Origin of the sequence: Streptomyces sp. CG 926 (genome assembly GCF_003148825.1) — a bacterium.
Lineage (GTDB): Bacteria > Actinomycetota > Actinomycetes > Streptomycetales > Streptomycetaceae > Streptomyces.
The window spans coordinates 70,633-88,927 of sequence record NZ_QGGZ01000015.1; the positions used below are offsets into that span (position 1 = coordinate 70,633).

The window sequence follows — 18,295 nt, forward strand, 5'->3', positions numbered from 1 at the left end:
ACGCCTTACGAAACCCCGTATGGCCGCTGAAGACTCTCGTAAACAGGTCCGGCAACAGCACGTGGCTCGTACGGCCGTCTCGATGACGACTGTCACCGCAGCTCTCGATTGCCGGGGGCCTGCCAGGGAACGAGGGGGAGAGACACGAGCCGAGGAGGCTCCCGAGGCCTGATGTTCGAGGGTGAGAGGACAGATCTGTGAGCAGCGTGTGGATGTACAGGCAGGACAGCGGCTATACGTCCCGGCAGTCGTTGGTGGGTTTCACCGTGGAGGCCGCTGACGGCGTCGTCGGCCACGTGGACCGCCAGCAGGACCAGCCCGGCACGCAGCACTTGGTGGTCGACACGGGCGTGTGGGTGTTCGGCCGGAGTGTCCTGATTCCCGCCGGTGTCGTCACCGCTATCGACACCGACGCGCGGACGGTCAAGGTCGCACCGGGCCGGGAGCAGATCAAAGCCGCTCCCCGGTTCACCACGGACAGCGAGACCGCCGACCACCGCTATCTGTCCGCGGTCGGCAACTACTACCACTCCCTGTGACGCCGGGCGGATTCATCTGCCGCAGCAGCGCAACCCCGCGTACTCACGGCGCCCGTCAGGTCGGATACAGCGTGCGTATCCAAGGGCCTGCCCGTGGCCCGCGGCTATGAGGCGGGCCTGCCGGTTCTCCCGGCCGTTCGCCGGCGATGGACGGCAGATCCGTCCGTTCTGCTTCGACTACCCTGGTGGAGCTGTCACACGTGAGCGAAGGACGCATATGGCTCGCCCCTACCACCCCGGACCGAAACCGTTCGTCTTCGCTGTCGGCGACGGCAACGACCAACAGGTCTCCGTGGGTGACCCTCAGGAGGCCTACGTAGCGTTCTCGGCGTTCTTCCGCGATCGAGATTCCGACACCTACACCATCAATGACGAAGCGTCGGGGCAGAGTCTGGTACTCATGCCCGGGAAAGGTGTGATTTCCCGGATCCAGGACGCGGACCAGCCTCGCTCGGAATACCTCCGGGTCGACAGGGGCAATCGCTACCTTCCGAGCGCAATGCTGTTCTTCGAGAACGGATATGCCGGTCTCGACCGCTTCGGCCAGTGGTTCGCCGACCTGGCCGATCTCGACGCCTCACCGGAGACTCGCGGTGCCGCCCGCGCCGCCACGTTCACGACGGAAGCCGCGGCGATCGAAGAAGTCGCTCGGATCTGGGCAGATTCGGGCTGCGTGGACCCGAGTGACCGGTACTACGTCTTCTTCGACTCGCATGGTGTCGACGATGACCGAGCCGACCGGGCCGAATTGCTCAAGTTGATCGAGTTCCTAGGTATCGAACGGGTCGACGCTCCGGCCGAGGCCGCCGCCTCCGGCGGCGAAGTCTGGGTGCGCACCGACCCACGCCTCGACGCCGAATTCGTGCGGTGGTCGTGAACTCGTGAACAGGTCGTGCGAGGTGGAGCAGCCGCAACATCACGGTGCCGGCCGGTCCCGTTCCGAAGAAGGCTGAGTCCATGAAAGACATAGTTTTCACGCGCATGAGCGGCTGGATACCCAACGTGATCCGCGAGGACGGCGAACTGAAGCTCATGCTCGGTGCCGGGGCCGACGCCAACCACGAGCCCCGCACCTTCACGTTCCCGATCGGCGAAGCCCATCTTGCGGTGATCCGGGAGGACCTCGCCAGGCACCTGCTGCTGTGGAGTGCGGTCCTTCCGCTGTGCGATGCCGCCGGAACCCGGGGCCGGCTCGACGAGGACGCGGCCGTCGCGCTCCTGGACCCGATCCTCCTTGCCGAACCCGCCGACGTCGACGCGCTCTTCCGGCGCATCCGGTGGAACAGCAGCCGGCTCGTCGCCCACGGGGCCGACACCGGTCTGCTCGAGCGCGGTCAGGTATGCGCGGCGATGCGCGCGGCGACGGAGACGTCGAACGGGCAGCGAGCTCAGGAGTACTACGCGGACCGCCGTCGCGCCGAGCGAGGAACCGTACTCGGTCCACTCGACGCCGCGATTCTGAAGTACACGGGCCAGTATCTGCACGGCGCGACGGTTCCGAGGCGGACGCCCGATGCCGTGGACCCCGCACTGCTGCCCGAGGTCATGCGGGTGATCGCCACCGCGGAGCAGGCGTGCGCCGGGATGCGGATCGGCCGCGATCCGCGACGGGGAAGGCGCGCCACGGACAAGCGCGACTGGAGCCGGATGGAGGCGACGGTCGAAGCGGCCGTGCGCCGTGCACACCCCGAACTCGTCGACGACGCGGTGCGTACCGTGGGCTTCCTGATGTGCTCGGAGGCCGCGCACCGCTCCAGGAACACACCCCTGGAGGATGACGAGGAGGCTGCCGGCCACCACCCCGACTCCGGTGGGAGCACGAGCAGGACGGCCCTGTCGTTCACCGATGACAAGGGCGCCGAGAAGAAGTGGCTACGGGACGGTCCCCGCACCGCCACTGCGGAGTTCTGGGAGTTCGTCGGCGAACGCTCCGCCGCGGACAACGAGGTGTTCACCATCGAGGACGAGGAGATGGGCGAAGGGATCCAGCTCCACTTCTATGCGGACTCCATCGCTCGGATCACGACCCTGCGCCAGGGAGAGGGCGGGGCGGATCCGGAGTACCGGGTCGAGTACGGACTGGTCGACGGGATCGGCGGGTACCGCAATCTGGTGAGCGCCTTCGTCCGCGGCGGCTACGCCGCACTCGAACAGCACGGTCCCTGGATGTCCGATGTCGCCGAGTTCGAGCGCGCGCGCCGGCGGCGCGACGCCCGGTAGTCCCAGCGGGAGCCCACGCACGGGGCGTTGCCCCGCCGCAGGCACGCGGACCCGACTCGGTATCGCATGGCATGGCAGGGCATGTCGTGGCATGGCACCCTTGGCCCCGACTGAGACCTGGCAGGTTGCCGCCGGTCGGAGATGAGCCGACGGGAGCTACTTGTCTCACCGTTGAAGTGCCACTTACGTTTGCGCCTTGAATATCTGGATCAAGCGTCGGCGTGGCAGTGTGGGATACCTGCGGCACGTGGGTGATGGGGGATCATGTCTGCCCGTGCGAAGAGCTGCTGAGATGAAGAGGCTGCGATGAGCACGGGAAGATGGCTCTTGGTCTGCCTGCGGCGCTACGTCATGACGGCCGCCCTCGGCTGGGTGGTCGCGGCCCTGGTGCTGCCCGTTCTGGGCGACGATCCCTTCTGGTCGTCGTTCGGCACGGGGCTGGGAGTGGGGCTGGTCGTGGTGCCGCTCCTGACGCTCCTGACCATGTTCGTACTCGTTCTGCTGGCCGGTCGGCGGTTCGAGCCGCCGACCGGTGGTGCCTCGCGGATCCAGGGCGGCGGGTGGATCGTGCTGCCCTTGGTCCTGCTGCTGCCCGTGGCCCTGCTCGTGCCGCTCCAGTACCTGATCGTGCTCGGCGCTCAGCTTGTGTACGTGGTGTGGGTGCTGCCCTGCCAGGACGCTCGCGACACGGCGGACTTGCTGCGCTCGCTCGCCGACCCGGCCGTCCCCGCGGAGCAGCGGGCCCGGATGGCGCGGGCGGTCGCGGGACTGCGGGGCAGGCCGGTCGTCGAAGCCTTGGTGCAGACCGCGGCCGACGCGGAGCCGGAGGTCGCCGAAGCGGGTCTGGAGACCCTCTGCACCATCTGGCGGCGCGACGGGGTGGTCGGCGAGGACCTGCTGCTGAAGCTCGACCAGCAGGCCCAGGACCGCGTCCGGGCCCTCGGGGTTCGGGTGCGGAGCCCTTGGTGAGAACGGCGGCGATCGGCCACGGCTGACACGCCCGGCGCATGGCGGCCGTCGATGCCGCCCTCCGAGCAGCGGAACAGTCCCTGCCCTGCACCGAGCGGGTGCATTCTTCACCCCGCGCTCGACGCGCACACTCGCCACCTCAACTCACCGTCAGGGTTCGTCGTCGTAGGCGATGGCGGGGTCGACGGCGTGGGGCCGGCGGTGGGAAGGCCCTGTCCCATCGCTGCCTTTGGCGGAGTGACGCCCGTCATGGGGATCGGAGGGGTGTGCGGGTGGGGTGTGGATGGTGAAGACGACGGTGGTGCCGGTGACGTCGAGCAGGCGGGTGAGCTGGGGGCGGGGTGTGTGCAGGACGAGGGTCTTGCCGGTGGTGGTTGCGGTGTGGTGGAGGTTGAGGAGGAGGTGGAGGCCGGCGCTGTCGCAGAAGGTCAGGGCCGACAGGTCGAGGTCGAGGCCGGTCGTGCTGGCATCGAGGGCCTCGTCGAGAGTGGCCTGCACATCGTGATGGTTGTCCGCGTCGAGCTCGCCGGTGACCTGGGCCCGGGTTCGTCGTGGCCCGGGGTGGACGGCGACGACGACTGTGGGCAGGGCTTCGCGGGGATCGCGCTCGCGGTCGGACTGGGTCATGGCTTCGCTCCCTTCAGCGATCGGGTCGACTCGTGAGGGCCGACCGCAGGGCGCCGGCGAGTGTCGTGGGGTCAGGGGCGCGGGAAGGTGTCCGGGGCGGTCTCCGGGCCGGGTTGCCCGGTGGCCGGCGGCGGCGAGGGCTCCAGATCGGCGAGGAGCCTGATCAGGTGGCCGATCTCGTGCGGTCCTTCGGCGGGGTGGCGAAAGAGGGTGCCGTCGGTGACCTGGTAGTGGTTGCGGCGACCATGGCGGGCGCGGGTGAGATAGCCGGCGCTCTCCAGATCGGTGATCACGGCGCGGACAGCGCGTTCGGTGATCTGGCAGGCCGCCGCCATCTCGCGCATCCGCACCTCCGGATCTCGCAGGAGCATCGCGAGGATCCGGGCGTGGTTGGTGACGAAAGTCCAGCTGGTCCGTGACTCGACCGATTCCATGCCCTGAATTATAGGACGCGAGATTCCGGTTTCGCCAGACCTAAGTTGCAGGAATCAAGTGCTGCGCTCAGTCGCACGGGGGCGAGTCCTGGGTGTGGTGAACCTGGCGTGGACGAAGGTCCCACGGCGCCTGGCAAGCCGTGTGGCCGGGCCGAATCGGATCCCGTTCGCCATCCGCATCAAGCACGGACTGTCGCTGGTCAGGCCGACCGCGGGCCCCCTACGGTGCGGAGCGTGGACGAAGATCAGACAGCGAGTTCCTGAGCGCAGTGCGCGCTGTCCTCACCGAAGCCGGGTTCGTCGGACCGGCTGCGGGGCACGAGGGTGTGCACATGGTGCGGCACGCGCGCGGCGTGATGGTCGGCCGGATGCCCCAACAGCTTCCCCGCGTCCGCGTCCGCGTCCGCGCCCGGCGACGCGGGCCCCGCCGCGGCCGGCCCGGCAACGGATAGGACATGCCAGGGCTCCGCCACGCTTTCGGCCTCGCCCTCGCCGCAGCCTTCCGCTACGCCGGATTCGCCGTCGAAACCCGAGGCGGCCAGTAGCTCCTCGTCCTGGACCCCCGCCACCGACCCGACCTCTGAGCCCGCCCACCGGCTGGGCCACCGCTCCGGCCGTCGCGGGCGCGGTCACACCTGCCGGGATGCCTCCCGCACGGCGAAAAGGGCAGGGGACCGTCAGGATCGGGCGGGCGGAGAAGATCACGGCTCGGCGGTCTTCATGCCGGCGCGAGGCAGAGCCGTCATCGTCTCCGACGCCCGCCACCACGACATCCCCGTCCTGGCCGTCGACATCGATCACTCCGCCGGCGACCACCGCATCGAGGAGACCGGCAGCCGGGGGTGTGGGCTGCGCTGACCTGGTCCTCGCTGATGCCCCGCACCGAGGACGGTGACGCGGGGATCGAAGTCGGCCGCCCCGGGACAACCCGGCGGCTGATCTGGTCTCGCCGTACGGTTGGAGACAGGCGGCAGCCGAGCGGCCTCGCCGCCTGACAGCCCGCAGCGGCGCTCCCACCCTCCCCTTTCGGCGCCCTGCGGGCCCGAGCGTCACCTCCTCCACGTGGCCGCCACGCCGCCACGGCGGGTCCGACCCATGGGTGCCACATGTTTCGGGGCGCATTGCATGCTTCGGGCGCACCCCTGCGGTGTCTCGCCCGCGCCGTGGCGCTACCAGGTGTGGTCGGGGTGCCCGTTGGTGCGGCGCAGCTCCTTCAGGCGTGCCTCGTGAAGGTGGTCGCGGCCGCCGGCCGGCTGGGCGACGATGTCCTGCTCGATACCGGCGAAGGGCCGGTAGTAGGAGTTGTTGTACGCCTCGACGTTCTGGAAGGCCCAGTGTTCCGGGATGCCGTTCCTACCGAAGACCTCCCACTCGACCTGGCGGGCCTGCGTCTGGTGGTCCGCCTCTCGCAGCAGCCTGACGGCATCGTCGAGCTGGAAGTCGGCGGTCCCCGTCAGCTGATGGAATCCGTAGAGGTGCCCTCGCGCCCGCTCGGTCGTCTCCGGTGCTTTGGTCAATGCGCCCAGCGCGGCCACGGTCTTCTCGCTGACCCCAGGGGGTTGAGATCGCAGGCTCGCGGGCGGCCGGTCGATCAGCGGGGCAGGATGCGCAGCACTGCCTCGTGATCGCCGCTGAGCCGCAGGCCCTGCTGTACCGCGGCGCTCAGATCGAGGTCGCCGAGCAGGGTGGCGGCCAGCAGGTGCGGCGGTCCGGTCAGTGACGCGGTGGGGTGGTCGACCCGGCCGGCATGTGTGTGCACCGAGCCGTCCTTGACTTCGATGACCAGGTCCTCGTTGCCGTCGGCGTGCAGTTGCAGGGCGATTGCCGGCTGGTCGGGGCGGTGGTCGGTCAGTGCCCGGGCGGGCATGTCCAGCCAGTGGGTGCGGAAGGTGTCGTTGCCGCCCGGCTCGCGCAACAGCGGCACGCCCCACCGGCTCAGCTCCCGCAGCACCGGCTCCAGCTCGCGGCCACGCTCGGTGAGGGAGAACAGGGTGGTGGCCACCGGCGGCGGGGCGGCCTCGCGGAGGATCAGGCCGGCTTCCTCGAGCTCGCGGAGCCGGTCGACCAGCAGGTTGCTGGCGATCCCGGGCAGCCCGTTGCGCAGGTCGGTGTGCCGGCAAGGACCCAGGGCGAGCAGTTCACGGACGATCAGCAAGGTCCATCGGTCGCCGATGGTGTCCAGTGATTTCGCGATGCCGCAGTACTGCCCGTAGGTGCGCATGCCACCACTCTACATCGCAGTGTTGAGATTCAAAACTCTCTTGTTGACTTTCTCAACAAGGTCGGTCTAGCGTCGCTGCCCATGACTCCCACCCTTTCCGTGCGTCGGTTGGCCTGGGCCGGCGTCGAGATCCGTCTCGGCGACACCCGCATGCTGATCGACCCGCTCGAGAACGTCGCTCCGCTGGCGCCGGTGATGGGGCCGCCGCACCGGCCGGTCGACCCGGTCGACACCCCGCCCGGCACCCACGCCCTCATCACCCACCTGCACCCCGACCACTTCGACCACGACCTGATCGCCCGGATCGCGGCCACCGGCACGATCGGCTGCCACACCCCGAGCGCGGCAGCGCTGCACGAGGCGGGCATCGCCCCCGTCGCCCAGGACCTGGGCCGGTCACGCCGCATCGGAGAGCTGACCGTCACCCCGGTGACCTCGCTCGACTGGCGCGGCAACGACTGTGACCAGGTCGCCTGGGTCGTCGAAGGCGCCGGCCGGCGGGTCATCCACTGCGGCGACACCCAGTGGCACGGCAGCTGGTGGCAGATCGCCCGCGACCACGGCCCGTTCGACGTCGCGTTCGTCCCGGTCAACGGCGTCATCGCCCACTTCGAGGGCTACGCGGCCAACGTCCCGGCGACCATGACCCCCGAGCAGGGCGTCGAGGCCGCCGTCGCACTCGGCGCCGGCACCGTCTGCGCCATGCACTACGGCCTGTTCCACAACCCGCCGTTCTACACCGAACAACCCGACATCGAGCAGCGCTTCCAGCACGCCGCCGACGAGCGCGGCATCACCGCGGCCATCGTCGCCGACGGCCAGCCCGTCCTGTGACCAGCAGAAACAAGGAGCAACACATGAAGATCGTCCTGTTCGGAGCCAGCGGCAACATCGGCCGGCCCACCACCGAGGAACTACTGCGCCGCGGCCACACCGTCACCGCGGTCACCCGAGCCGGCCACATCGACGGACTGGGGCACAAGGCCCTGACCGTGACCACCGGTGACGTCACCGACGCCGCCGCGGTCGCTGGCCTCGCCGCCTCCCACGACGCCGTACTGTCGGCCGTCGGCCCCCGGATCGGCCAGGAGAACGACCGCGCCACGATCGTCGGTGCCGCCCGTGCGCTGATCGACGGACTCCGCCGAGCCGGCGTGACCCGCCTGGTCACCATCGGCGGTGCCGGTAGCCTTCGCACGCCGACCGGCGCCCGGGTCATGGACGACCCGGGCTTCCCCGCGATGTGGAAGGCCAACGCCGAGGCCCAGTCCGAAGCGCTCGACCTCTACCGCGGCGTGCACGACCTCGACTGGACGTACGTGTCGCCCGCCGCAGTCATCGGAGCGGGCGAGCGGACCGGGTCTTACCGCAGCGCCGGGGACACCCTGCTCACCGACGACGACGGCAACAGCCGCATCTCGTACGCCGATTACGCGATCGCCTTGGCCGACACGATCGAGAGCGGCACCGCGATCCGCCGCCGCATCACCGTGGCGTACTGAGCCATGAGCAACGACGCCGCCGGCCGGCACACCCGATTCATCGTCCTGCTCGCAGCGCTCGTGGCCCTGGGACCACTGTCCATCGACGGCTACCTGCCCGGACTGCCGGACCTCGCCGGCGACCTGCGCGCCGGCGCCGCGGCCACCCAGCTCACCATCACCGCCTGCCTGGCCGGGCTGGCCATCGGGCAGCTGATCGCCGGGCCGCTGAGCGACACCTACGGCCGGCGGCGTCCGTTGCTGGCGGGCCTCGCCCTCTACACGATCGCCAGCGCGCTCTGCGCGGTGGCGCCCGACGTCCGGACCTTGGTCGGCCTACGCCTGGTCCAGGGCATCGGCGGGGCGTTCGGCATCGTCATCGCCAACGCCATGGTCCGCGACCGCACCTCCGGAACCCGCACCGCACGTCTCTTCTCCGCACTGACCTTGATCACCGGCCTGGCGCCGGTGTTCGCACCGGTCCTCGGCGGCCAGCTCCTGCGCGTCACGGCCTGGCCCGGAATCTTCGTGGCCCTGGCCGTACTCGGCGCCGTGATGCTGGCGGCCTCCGCCGCAGGACTGCCGGAGACCCGGTCCTCCGCGTCACGCCGGCCGCTGCCGGCTGTCGTCGGGCAGCTGCTCGGCGACCGGGTCTTCACCGGGTACGTCCTGGCCAACGGCCTGGTCTTCGCGGCGATGTTCGCCTACATCTCCGGCTCGCCGTTCGTCCTGCAGGAAATCCACGGCCTGTCACCGCAGCAGTACAGCGCCGTGTTCGCCGTCAACGCCGCCGGACTCGTTGCGGCCGCCCAGATCAGCGGCCTGCTGGTGGCCCGGGCCGGCGCCCGCGTGCTGCTGCTCGCCGGTCTGCTGGGCGCGGCAGCCGGTGGCGCCGCGGTCCTGGGCGCGGTGCTGACAGGGGCACCCCTGCCCGCGCTCCTGATCGGCCTGTTCGTCCTGGTCTCCAGCGTGGGCCTCGTCATGCCGAACGCCGCGGCCCTGGCCCTGGCCGACCACGGCGCACACGCCGGGTCGGCCGCCGCTCTGCTCGGCTTCAGCCAGTTCATGATCGGCGGGGCAGTTGCTCCGCTGGCCGGCGCGGGTGGCGCCACCGACGCCTTGCCGATGGGAATCATCGTCGCCGTGCTGCCGGCGCTCGCTCTGCTCACACTCGGCGTCCTCACCCGGTCGATGCCCGGTGAACGCACTCGCAGGCCGCCTCGCCAGGGACCTGCCGGGCACCGGCGACCGCGCCGGCACATCGAGAAGGGCTGCTGCTGACCATGACCGCGGACATATCCACATCCCTCGGCCCCACCCACCCCACCCCACCCCGGCCCGGCCCAGCGCGCTCACCCGCCGGATAGGGCGCGAAGGTGTGGAAGCGACGTAACTCGTGTGCGAACGCTGAGCCCGAGCCCGAAACGACCCGCAGCCGTCGGAGGCGCACGGTCGGCGGCGGCGGACGGTGGGTGGTGGCTCCGGATGTCAGCGGGTGTCGCGGTGGCGACCACGATGGTGATGGCTCGCTGTCGTCAACAGGACGAGGGACAGCGCAACAGGAAGCAGGAACAGCAGTAAAAGGGTCATGATGCCTCTGATGCCCACAGTGAGATGATGGATTCATCCGCTGCCTCCCGTTGCCGCACCAGCCGCTCACGGGTCTGCGGAGCGAGCAGCTCCCAGGGCCGGGACATCCGCGACGACCGCGACCGCGACGACGGCTTGGAAGGCGTCGTCCTGCGGGACAGCGGTCAGGCGGGGCCGTGTCCCTTGGATCCGCCGCGTCGAGATCCGCTCCCCGGCCTCGGAACCCGTGCCCCGGCCGGTTCTGGCGGGCAGGACGCAGGCCCCTGCGGCAGGGGCGCGGCGGCGGCGCCCGCCACGCCGATCGCGCCGGCGCCGGGCTTGAAAGACCCAGGTGCGGGCAGGTGCGGGACATGTCGATCGCCCGTTCGGACCGGCTCGTACGTGCCGGCCGAACCGGCACAGGAGTGCAGACGTATGGTGTACGCGACCTGGCCCTCCGAGAAGAGCGGAGTCTCCCGGGCATCCCGAGGCGCCGAGGCCCGGGGAGGTGCCTCATGTGCGGCCTGAGCGGAGAGATACGGTTCGACGGCGCGCGCCCCGATCTTGCCGCTGTCGAACGTATGACCGATGCGATGGAGCCGCGGGGCCCCGACGGTAGAGGTTCCTGGTCCCAGGCGGCGGTCGCCTTCGGCCACCGACGGTTGAAGATCATCGATCTGTCGGAGCGCGGCGGCCAGCCCATGGTCGACCCGGAGCTGGGCCTCACCATGGTCTTCAACGGCTGCGTCTACAACCATCGCGAGCTGCGCGCCCGACTCGAAAGGCTCGGCTACCGCTTCTTCTCGGACTCCGACACCGAGGTCGTCGTCAAGGCGTACGCAGAATGGGGCAAGGAGTGCGTCGAGCTCCTCGTCGGCATGTTCGCCTTCGCCGTCGCCGAGCACCAAACCGGCCGTGTCGTCCTGGGCCGTGACCGGCTGGGCATCAAGCCGCTCTACGTCACCGAGGACGCCGACCGCCTACGCTTCGCCTCCTCGCTGCCCGCCCTGCTGGCGGGCGGGGGAGTGGACACGTCCATCGACCCGGTGGCCCTCCACCAGTACCTCAGCTGGCACGGCACGGTGGTCGCACCCCGCACCGTACTGGCGGGCGTACGGAAGGTCCCGCCGGCCACCGTCCGGGTCGTCGAGCCCGACGGCACCAGCCACGACCACTGCTACTGGCAGCCTTCGTACACCAGGCGTTCCGAACTCGGGGACGATCCGTTCCTCTGGCGGGAGGCCGTGCACGAGGCGCTGCGTACGGCGGTGCGCAGGCGTACGGTCGCCGACGTTCCCGTGGGCGTGCTCCTGTCCGGCGGACTGGACTCCAGCCTGATCGTGGCCATGCTCGCGGAGGAGGGACGCGACGACGTTCCGACCTTCGCCATGGGCTTCGAGGAGGAGAACGGCGAGGACGGCGACGAGTTCCTGTACTCGGACCTCGTCGCTCGGCGGTTCTCGACCGACCATCACCAGTTCCTGATCACCTCCGACCGGCTGCCCACAGCCTTGGAGGCCGCGATCGGGGCCATGAGCGAGCCCATGGTCAGCCATGACGCCGTGGCGTTCCACCTGCTCTCCGAGCAGGTCTCGAAGGAGGTCAAGGTCGTCCTGTGCGGCCAGGGCGCTGACGAGGTCTTCGCCGGGTATCACTGGTACCCGCAGATCGCCTCCGCCACCCGATCCGGAGCGGACGAGGCCTACGCCCGCGCATACTTCGACCGGACGCACGCCGACCTCACCGCGATGATCCACCCGGACCTCGCCGTCGACCACGACGCTTCCAGGGACTTCGTCCGACGTCACATGGCCACCCCCGGAGCCGATACCGCTCTCGACGCCGCCCTACGCATGGACGTGCACGCGCTGATGCCCGACGACCCGGTCAAGCGCGTGGACAACATGACGATGGCGTGGGGACTGGAGGCCAGGGTGCCGTTCCTGGACCAGGACCTCGTGGAGCTGGCGGCGGCATGTCCGCCGGGCCTGAAGCTCGCGCAGGGCGGCAAGGCCGTGCTCAAGGACGTCGGACGCACGGTACTGCCCCGCGAGGTCGTCGACCGCCCCAAGGGATACTTCCCCGTCCCGGCGGTGCGCAACATGGCCCGGCCCGTGCTGGCCCGGGTGCGGCACGCCCTCACGGCCCCCGAAGCGCGCCGACGCGGGATCTTCGACGAGCGGCTCGTGGACGAGCTGCTCGCGGCCCCCAACCGTCACCGCGCCCGGCGCGGGGCCAACACCCTGTGGCAGGTGGCGACACTGGAGATCTGGCTCCAGGCGCACGGCATCCGGTGAAATGACGGGACCGAGTGGTGGGAACACCCGGTAAGCGGAAGCCTGGGAGAGGTGGCCATGCCCCTGGAGCGGACGAACCTCGTGCATCACGCGCCCGGTACGGCGGGCGGGACCGCGGCGGCCCCTGACACAAGGGGCACCGACGCCGCGCCCCTCGCGCCGGCGCCGGCGCCCGCGCCCGTGCCCGCGCCCGTACCGGTGCCCGCGCCGGCGCCCGTACCGGTGCGGATGCCCGACCATCTCAGCGCCGACCCACCCACCCTGCTCACCGCCCACGGATGCTGGTATCCCTCGGCGGACCCCACCGGTGAGCACGTGGCCTTCATCTGCGACCGGGCCGGCGTCCCCCAGCTGTGGAGCGGGCCCGCCCGGGGGACCGAAGCCCACACACTGGACGGTGACCCCGATCCGGTGACCGAGGTCTCCTGGTCCCCCGACGGGCGCTGGATCGCCTACACATCGGCGCCGGGCGGCGGCGAGCACACCCGCGTCCTGGTGGTGCGCCCGGACGGAACCGGACGACAGGTGCTTGCCGGAGCCGAGCCCGGAAGCTCCGCACACCTCGGGTGCTGGACCCGCGACGGCACAGCCTTGGCGGTCACGGTCGCCCGGCCTTCCGTGTCGGGGGCGGAGCACACCGGGGCGGGACACCTCCCGTCCGACGTCGACGGTGCGCCGGCGGCCGGCGTGCGGGGCCCCGGCGCGGACCGGGCCGAACGCGGCGCCACGGCGACCCTCCTCCAAGGCACGGCGGCGCACCGGGCCCTCCCGCGACGCGACCGGGCACCGTCGGCGTCCGCGGCGCTCGGCCCGGTCCCGGACCTCGTCCAGGTCCGCGGCGGTGGGCTGGCCGCCTACCTGGTCGACCCGGAGGGCGCGCACGCGCCCGTACTCCTCTACGGCGAGGAGGGCGCGGCATCGCTGCGCGTGTGCGACACGAGCCCGGACGGCCGCTTCGCACTCGTCCGCCGAGGGCCGCGCGGCCGACGCGAGGCCCTCGTGCTCGACACCGCCTCCGGCCGCACCACCTTCTCCCTGCACGTCGCCGACGGGGATCCCTGGATCGGGCGGTTCTCCGCCGACGCGCGGACGGTGTGGCTGCGCAGCGACGCGGACCGCGAGTTCGCGGCCCTCCTGCGGGTCCGGCTGGACGAGCAGGGAGCGAGCAGGGGCGTCTCCGTAGCGGTCGAACGCGAGGAGACCGCCCTCGACCTGCTGAGCGTGCCCGACCACGGCAGGTGGGCGCTTCTGGCCTGGAACGTGCACGGCGCCACCGAACTGGAGAGCACGGGCCTCCCCGTCACCGACGCGGACGGCGGCGCGGAACCACGGCACCGGCCGGTCCTGCCGCACGAGGTGGTGACCCGCATGGCGCCGTTGGAGCGCGGCGGCCTGTTCGCCGCGCTCGCCGGGTCCCGGCGCAGGCCCGGCATCTGGGAACTGGACCAAGGCCTCATGCCCGCGCGGGCCGGCTGGTCGGCCCGCGACGAGGACGCCGTACCCCCCGGGCGGCCTCCGGTCCGCCCGGTGCCCCTGCGCTGCCGAGCGCGGGACGGGCTGACGTTGGGAGGCTGGTACTACCGCGCGCCCGACCGGGATCCCGGCCGGCCGGCCCCTTGCGTCATCCACCTCCACGGCGGACCCGAGGAACAGGAACGACCGGTGTTCAGCCCGCTCTACCACGAGCTCCTGGGCAGGGGCCTGGACGTGTTCGCCCCGGACGTCCGCGGCTCCTCCGGCTGGGGCCGGTCCTTCGTGGACGCCGACCTCGGCGCCGGCCGGTTCGCGGCGATCGACGACGTCGCCGACTGCGCCGCACACGTGGTGGCGCTCGGCTACGCCGATCCCGTACGCCTGGGAGTGATGGGCCGCTCGTACGGGGGCTACCTCACCATGGCCTCCCTCGTCCGGCATCCGGACCTCTTCCGCGCCGGGGTCGCGGTCTGCGGGATGTCGGACTTCGCCACCTTCTTCGCCGGAACCGAACCGTGGATCGCCCAGTCGGCCATCGCCAAATACGGCCACCCCGCACGCGACCGGGACCTGCTGCGCGCCCTTTCCCCGATGAGCCGCATCGATCAACTGCGCGCGCCCGTGCTGGCTGTCCACGGAGAACACGACACCAACGTGCCGCCGACGGAGTCGGAACAATTCATCCGCGCGGCACGCGGCCGCGGGGTGCCGGCACGACAGCTGACGCTGCGCGACGAGGGCCATGAATTCCTGCGGGCGGACAACAGGAGGCTCTACCGCCGGGCCGCCGCGGACTGGCTGGAGCGGTACCTCGGCAGCAACCCGACCCCCTGACGGCGCGGGAGCGGCGACCCTGTGGCCTGCCCGTGCGGGGATCGCGCAGACCTACGTCATGCGCCTCGCCCGAGTCGGTGCCCATCGGCCGGCGCGGCGCGAGTGGACCGCTCCTGTGAAAGCCTCGGGGGGTGATCATGGAGAGGCAGGGTATCCGCAGGACGTGATCAGTCTGGGCGTGGAAGAAGAGTATTTGCTGGTGGATCCGGTCACGGGGGTGCCGGTACCGCTGGTGGAGGACGTGAGCCGCGCGGCCGGTCTCGGAGCTTTCGCGGAGCGCGGCGAGGTTCAGGACGAGCTGCTCCAGGCCCAGGTCGAGGTGGCGACACCGGTGTGCTGGAGCCTGGAGGAGGTCGGTGGTCATCTCCTGCGTCTTCGGCATGCGCTGGCGTCGGCCGCCGAGCAGAACGGCTGTCGCATCGCCGCCACGGGAGTGGCCCCGGTGCGCGGGACGCAGCCGGTGCCGGTGACCCCGACGCGGCGATATCTGCGGATGGAGGTCGAGGCCGGGCAGCTGGTGGACGAGCAGCTGATCTGCGGCATGCACGTCCACGTGGGAGTTCCCGACCCGGAGACCGCAGTCGCCGTACTGAACCGGACCCGGGCGTGGCTCCCGACGCTGCTGGCCATGTCCGTCAACTCGCCCCTGTGGGACGGGCTGGACACCGGCTTCGCGAGTTGGCGAACCATCGTGTTCGGCCGGTGGCCCGTGAGCGGTCCACCCCCGCATTTCGACGGATACCCCGACTACGAACGCCGCCTGGACGCGTTGGTGACGTCAGGAGTGATTGCGGACAGGGCCCAGGTCTACTGGCAGGCGCGGCTGTCCGATCGCTATCCCACGGTCGAGGTGCGGTGCCTGGACGTGCAGCTTCGGGCCGATGACGCCGTCATGCTCGCCGCTGTCGTCCGGGCGCTGGTCGCCACCGCGATCGCCGAGGAGAAGGCCGGCGTGGAACTGACTCCGTGGGAGCCCGAGATTCTGCACGCCGCCAACTGGCACGCTGCCCGGCACGGCCTGAACAGCACCCTGGTCGGCCGAGACGGGCTCCCGCGCAGTAGCGGCGACGCCCTGTGCTCGCTGCTCCAGCACATCACTCCCGCGCTGGAGGAGGCCGGCGACCTGCGTGAAGTGGACGCGCTGGTCCACCGACTGCTCCGGGACGGTACCCCCGCCGATCGTCAGCGCCGAGCCCTGGCCGACGGCGGGCTGACAGGATTGATCGACCTGATCACCGGCACCACCACGCCCGACTGAAACCCGACCTGAGCGCACCTGCTGCCCGCACACCCGCACACCGCAGCGAGACCCGGTCGCGGTCCACACTCCGCGCCCGTGCCCGAGGCCCGGCAGCGCCTTGTTGCCACGCATCCGCTCCCGACGTCGTCCCGCCTACGGCAGCGGCCCGGACGTGGGATCGGCTTCGGCGGCATCCGCAAGGGCCTGTGCGGCGGCTTCGGCTGCTTGAGCGGCGTCGGCGGCGGCCTGGTTCGCTCTGTCCTCCGTAGGGGTGGAGTGGGTGACCGGTGACGCGGGGAGCACTTCGCTGAAGGCTCGGCTGACGGCTTGGAGCGCGGAGGTGACCTCCCCGGGAATGACCCACAACGTGCTGCCCGGTCCTTGGGCGAGCTGGGGCAGTGCCTGAAGATACTGGTAGGCGAGCAGTTTGGGGTCGGGGTCGTTGCGGTGCACAGCCTGGAACACTTCGTCGATGGCACGGGACTGACCCTCGGCCCGGAGGATCTCGGCCGTTCGGGCCCCCTCGGCGCGCAGGACGGCAGATTGCTTGTCCCCTTCGGCGGTGAGGATCTGCGACTGTCGTTGTCCTTCGGCTCCCAAGATCGCGGCGCGCTTGTCCCGCTCCGCTCGCATCTGCTTCTCCATCGCGTCCTTGATCGACTGGGGCGGATCGATGGCTTTGATCTCGACGCGGTTGACCCTCAGGCCCCATTTGCCGGTTGCTTCGTCCAGCACGCCCCGGAGTTGGCTGTTGATGGTGTCGCGGGAGGTCAGGGTTCGTTCCAGGTCCATCGATCCCACGACATTGCGCAGGGTGGTGACCGTGAGCTGTTCGACGGCCTGGAGGAAGTTCGCGATCTCGTAGGCGGCCGCCCGCGGGTCGGTGACCTGGAAGTACAGGACGGTATCGATCTCCACCACAAGGTTGTCCTCGGTGATGACCGGTTGCGGTTTGAAGGAGACGACCTGCTCCCGCAGATCGATCACGGGATAGACGCGGTCGATGTAGGGGATGACGATGTTGAGACCCGGTCTCAGCGTGCGGTGGTAGCGGCCGAGCCGCTCCACATTGCGGGCGCGCGCCTGAGGCACGATACGCACGGCCCGAACCACGGTGAAGACGGCGAAGATCGCGACAATGACGCCGGCGACGGCCCAGCCTTCCATCGTCACTCCCTGGGGTAGACGAATGCGGTACTGCCACTGATCTCCACCACGTCGGCAACCGCTCCCGGAGGGATGACCGACGTCTCGTCGTAGGCCCGAGCGGTCCACACCTCGCCCCCGATGCGGACCGTGCCGCCCTGCGAGGACACCTCACTGATCACATAGGCGGGCTTCCCCACCAGCGCTTCCACGCCGAACCGTGCCTCCTCGCGCGGTGAAAGACGTTGCAGCGCCAAGGGGCGGACGAAGAGCACGCTGAGCGTGGCGAGGAGGGCGAACACCAAGAACTGCCACGTCACGGGGAGCCCGAGGGCGGCGGCCGCTGCGGTGACCGCCGCAGCCATGGCGAGCAATCCCAAGGAGGCGGTGAGAGTGAACACCTCCGCGAGGGCCAACCCCGCTGCGGCGATCAGCCACATCAGCCACGGCTCCACGAAGCCTCCTCCGCACGGAGCGGCCCGGGGTGATACGGACACGGTCCGCCCTACTCGTACGTAATCTACCCGTTTGCACCTGTACGAAATCCGGTCGGTGAACCTCGGCGGCCGCAAGAGCCCGTCATGGTTCCGGTACCTGGACACCCGCCTGGGGTAACGCCTGTCGGTTTGGCGTATCGACCCTCGCGAGCGGCCCGAGGCGCCCGGCCTCGCCGTGGACCGGTTCAACGGTTCAAGGGTGATCGGGAGGGTAGGCGACGGCCACGATTCGAATCCGCGGCGAAAGGCAAGCACCGATGTTGATGGCACACCCGGCCGTGCTCCCCGGCCTCGTCAACCGCTACTGGGCACTGTCCGTAATCGACGCCGCGGAAGGCGAATCGCCCGTGCGCAAGGAGATCGAGGACGTCGAGCGGGCGCTCTGCGTGGCCACCGGTACGACGGACGTGCACGCCGCCCTCATAGCCACCCGCCACCGCCTGCCGGGCACGGGTGCCCTCGACGACTCCGTGCTCGTCTCAGGCTGATCGTTCGGCCGTCAGCGGGTGGGCAAGGGGGGGCTCGGCCGCCACCTCGTCGACCACGGTTACAGCGGGCCCTTCGGGCTCGACGGGCTGGTCGACGCGGACGGCATCGCGTACGCGAGTGAGAGCAACATCCGGCGTACGGCCACCACCACCCCCACGCCATGGTCACCCGGCTGACGGCGGGAACCGTCGAATCCCCTCCGGCCTGGTCGGTGTCGAAGGATCGGACGCGGGTCCCCATCGACTTCGAAACGGCGCGA

Annotated in this window: 20 protein-coding genes; 13 read left to right on the forward strand and 7 right to left on the reverse strand. The window is 70.5% G+C overall.

Translation table 11 applies throughout. The features are described from left to right. The first annotated feature begins 197 nt into the window (after positions 1 to 197). From BCL76_RS32830 to BCL76_RS32845, 4 genes are all read left to right on the forward strand, one after another. Positions 198 to 539, forward strand: a complete 342-nt coding sequence (locus BCL76_RS32830) for a hypothetical protein (RefSeq protein ID WP_109783001.1) — start codon at positions 198 to 200, stop codon at positions 537 to 539. A 217-nt stretch (positions 540 to 756) separates the two neighbouring features. Continuing rightward, positions 757 to 1,416 (forward strand): DUF6357 family protein, encoded by a 660-nt coding sequence (locus tag BCL76_RS32835; protein WP_109783002.1) that lies wholly within the window; start codon positions 757 to 759, stop codon positions 1,414 to 1,416. Positions 1,417 to 1,496: 80 nt separating this feature from the next. Next, positions 1,497 to 2,759 (forward strand): DUF6357 family protein, encoded by a 1,263-nt coding sequence (locus tag BCL76_RS32840; protein WP_109783003.1) that lies wholly within the window; start codon positions 1,497 to 1,499, stop codon positions 2,757 to 2,759. A gap of 306 nt (positions 2,760 to 3,065) precedes the next feature. Next, positions 3,066 to 3,728, forward strand: a complete 663-nt coding sequence (locus BCL76_RS32845; RefSeq protein ID WP_146228475.1) for a hypothetical protein — start codon at positions 3,066 to 3,068, stop codon at positions 3,726 to 3,728. A 150-nt stretch (positions 3,729 to 3,878) separates the two neighbouring features. Here the strand turns inward: BCL76_RS32845 and BCL76_RS32850 are convergent, their stop codons facing one another. The 3 genes from BCL76_RS32850 to BCL76_RS32860 form a co-directional block, all read right to left on the reverse strand. Further along, complete coding sequence (locus BCL76_RS32850; RefSeq protein WP_109783005.1) at positions 3,879 to 4,355, reverse strand: STAS domain-containing protein; 477 nt, start codon at positions 4,353 to 4,355, stop codon at positions 3,879 to 3,881. A 71-nt stretch (positions 4,356 to 4,426) separates the two neighbouring features. Further along, entirely contained in the window at positions 4,427 to 4,789 is a 363-nt protein-coding gene (locus BCL76_RS32855) for a helix-turn-helix transcriptional regulator (protein ID WP_109783006.1), read from the reverse strand. A gap of 245 nt (positions 4,790 to 5,034) precedes the next feature. Further along, positions 5,035 to 5,358, reverse strand: coding sequence for a hypothetical protein (locus BCL76_RS32860; protein ID WP_109783007.1), 324 nt, complete (start codon positions 5,356 to 5,358; stop codon positions 5,035 to 5,037). Between the two features lie 151 nt (positions 5,359 to 5,509). Here BCL76_RS32860 and BCL76_RS39270 point away from each other — a divergent pair, with 151 nt between their 5' ends. Beyond that, complete coding sequence (locus BCL76_RS39270; RefSeq protein WP_181382836.1) at positions 5,510 to 5,647, forward strand: hypothetical protein; 138 nt, start codon at positions 5,510 to 5,512, stop codon at positions 5,645 to 5,647. Between the two features lie 311 nt (positions 5,648 to 5,958). Here BCL76_RS39270 and BCL76_RS32865 read toward each other — a convergent pair whose 3' ends face one another. Both BCL76_RS32865 and BCL76_RS32870 read right to left on the reverse strand, forming a co-directional pair. Next, a complete protein-coding gene (locus tag BCL76_RS32865) occupies positions 5,959 to 6,384 on the reverse strand; it encodes a hypothetical protein (protein ID WP_109783122.1) in 426 nt (141 codons plus the stop codon). Beyond that, positions 6,381 to 7,010, reverse strand: coding sequence for a winged helix-turn-helix transcriptional regulator (locus BCL76_RS32870; RefSeq protein WP_109783008.1), 630 nt, complete (start codon positions 7,008 to 7,010; stop codon positions 6,381 to 6,383). Before BCL76_RS32870 ends, BCL76_RS32865 begins: the two co-directional genes overlap by 4 nt. An 81-nt stretch (positions 7,011 to 7,091) precedes the next feature. On the opposite strand from BCL76_RS32870, the gene BCL76_RS32875 reads away from it, so the two are divergent. From BCL76_RS32875 to BCL76_RS32900, 6 genes are all read left to right on the forward strand, one after another. Next, on the forward strand, positions 7,092 to 7,844 hold the full coding sequence (locus tag BCL76_RS32875) for an MBL fold metallo-hydrolase (protein ID WP_109783009.1): 753 nt from the start codon (positions 7,092 to 7,094) through the stop codon (positions 7,842 to 7,844). Between the two features lie 23 nt (positions 7,845 to 7,867). Then, on the forward strand, positions 7,868 to 8,512 hold the full coding sequence (locus tag BCL76_RS32880) for an NAD(P)-dependent oxidoreductase (RefSeq protein WP_109783010.1): 645 nt from the start codon (positions 7,868 to 7,870) through the stop codon (positions 8,510 to 8,512). A 3-nt stretch (positions 8,513 to 8,515) separates the two neighbouring features. After that, positions 8,516 to 9,772, forward strand: coding sequence for a multidrug effflux MFS transporter (locus BCL76_RS32885; RefSeq protein ID WP_109783011.1), 1,257 nt, complete (start codon positions 8,516 to 8,518; stop codon positions 9,770 to 9,772). Positions 9,773 to 10,575: 803 nt separating this feature from the next. Further along, complete coding sequence (locus tag BCL76_RS32890; RefSeq protein WP_109783012.1) at positions 10,576 to 12,357, forward strand: N-acetylglutaminylglutamine amidotransferase; 1,782 nt, start codon at positions 10,576 to 10,578, stop codon at positions 12,355 to 12,357. A 57-nt stretch (positions 12,358 to 12,414) separates the two neighbouring features. Next, positions 12,415 to 14,664, forward strand: a complete 2,250-nt coding sequence (locus BCL76_RS32895; protein ID WP_109783123.1) for a prolyl oligopeptidase family serine peptidase — start codon at positions 12,415 to 12,417, stop codon at positions 14,662 to 14,664. Positions 14,665 to 14,827: 163 nt separating this feature from the next. Continuing rightward, the gene (locus BCL76_RS32900) at positions 14,828 to 15,922 is read left to right on the forward strand and encodes a carboxylate-amine ligase (RefSeq protein WP_109783013.1); all 1,095 of its coding nucleotides are present in this window, start codon (positions 14,828 to 14,830) and stop codon (positions 15,920 to 15,922) included. A 135-nt stretch (positions 15,923 to 16,057) separates the two neighbouring features. Here BCL76_RS32900 and BCL76_RS32905 read toward each other — a convergent pair whose 3' ends face one another. Both BCL76_RS32905 and BCL76_RS32910 read right to left on the reverse strand, forming a co-directional pair. Continuing rightward, positions 16,058 to 17,071 carry an SPFH domain-containing protein gene (locus BCL76_RS32905; RefSeq protein ID WP_181382837.1) on the reverse strand — a complete coding sequence of 338 codons (1,014 nt, stop codon included), beginning with the start codon at positions 17,069 to 17,071 and terminating at the stop codon, positions 16,058 to 16,060. A gap of 2 nt (positions 17,072 to 17,073) precedes the next feature. Next, entirely contained in the window at positions 17,074 to 17,505 is a 432-nt protein-coding gene (locus BCL76_RS32910; protein WP_109783015.1) for an NfeD family protein, read from the reverse strand. 299 nt (positions 17,506 to 17,804) lie between these two features. On the opposite strand from BCL76_RS32910, the gene BCL76_RS32915 reads away from it, so the two are divergent. Next, positions 17,805 to 18,035 (forward strand): DUF5133 domain-containing protein, encoded by a 231-nt coding sequence (locus BCL76_RS32915; protein ID WP_109783016.1) that lies wholly within the window; start codon positions 17,805 to 17,807, stop codon positions 18,033 to 18,035. 18 nt (positions 18,036 to 18,053) lie between these two features. Next, positions 18,054 to 18,212: a hypothetical protein gene (locus BCL76_RS39275; RefSeq protein WP_181382838.1), complete on the forward strand. Its 159-nt coding sequence runs from the start codon at positions 18,054 to 18,056 to the stop codon at positions 18,210 to 18,212. Positions 18,213 to 18,295: the final 83 nt, after the last annotated feature.

Coding starts and splice junctions, on each gene's coding strand:
- BCL76_RS32905 (WP_181382837.1), bottom strand. CDS start 17,071: ATGGAAGGCTGGGCCGTCGCCGGCGTCATTGTCGCGATCTTCGCCGTC.
- BCL76_RS32915 (WP_109783016.1), top strand. CDS start 17,805: ATGTTGATGGCACACCCGGCCGTGCTCCCCGGCCTCGTCAACCGCTAC.
- BCL76_RS32880 (WP_109783010.1), top strand. CDS start 7,868: ATGAAGATCGTCCTGTTCGGAGCCAGCGGCAACATCGGCCGGCCCACC.
- BCL76_RS32845 (WP_146228475.1), top strand. CDS start 3,066: ATGAGCACGGGAAGATGGCTCTTGGTCTGCCTGCGGCGCTACGTCATG.
- BCL76_RS32875 (WP_109783009.1), top strand. CDS start 7,092: ATGACTCCCACCCTTTCCGTGCGTCGGTTGGCCTGGGCCGGCGTCGAG.
- BCL76_RS32835 (WP_109783002.1), top strand. CDS start 757: ATGGCTCGCCCCTACCACCCCGGACCGAAACCGTTCGTCTTCGCTGTC.
- BCL76_RS32885 (WP_109783011.1), top strand. CDS start 8,516: ATGAGCAACGACGCCGCCGGCCGGCACACCCGATTCATCGTCCTGCTC.
- BCL76_RS32850 (WP_109783005.1), bottom strand. CDS start 4,355: ATGACCCAGTCCGACCGCGAGCGCGATCCCCGCGAAGCCCTGCCCACA.
- BCL76_RS32855 (WP_109783006.1), bottom strand. CDS start 4,789: ATGGAATCGGTCGAGTCACGGACCAGCTGGACTTTCGTCACCAACCAC.
- BCL76_RS32890 (WP_109783012.1), top strand. CDS start 10,576: ATGTGCGGCCTGAGCGGAGAGATACGGTTCGACGGCGCGCGCCCCGAT.
- BCL76_RS32870 (WP_109783008.1), bottom strand. CDS start 7,010: ATGCGCACCTACGGGCAGTACTGCGGCATCGCGAAATCACTGGACACC.
- BCL76_RS32840 (WP_109783003.1), top strand. CDS start 1,497: ATGAAAGACATAGTTTTCACGCGCATGAGCGGCTGGATACCCAACGTG.
- BCL76_RS32895 (WP_109783123.1), top strand. CDS start 12,415: ATGCCCCTGGAGCGGACGAACCTCGTGCATCACGCGCCCGGTACGGCG.
- BCL76_RS39270 (WP_181382836.1), top strand. CDS start 5,510: ATGCCGGCGCGAGGCAGAGCCGTCATCGTCTCCGACGCCCGCCACCAC.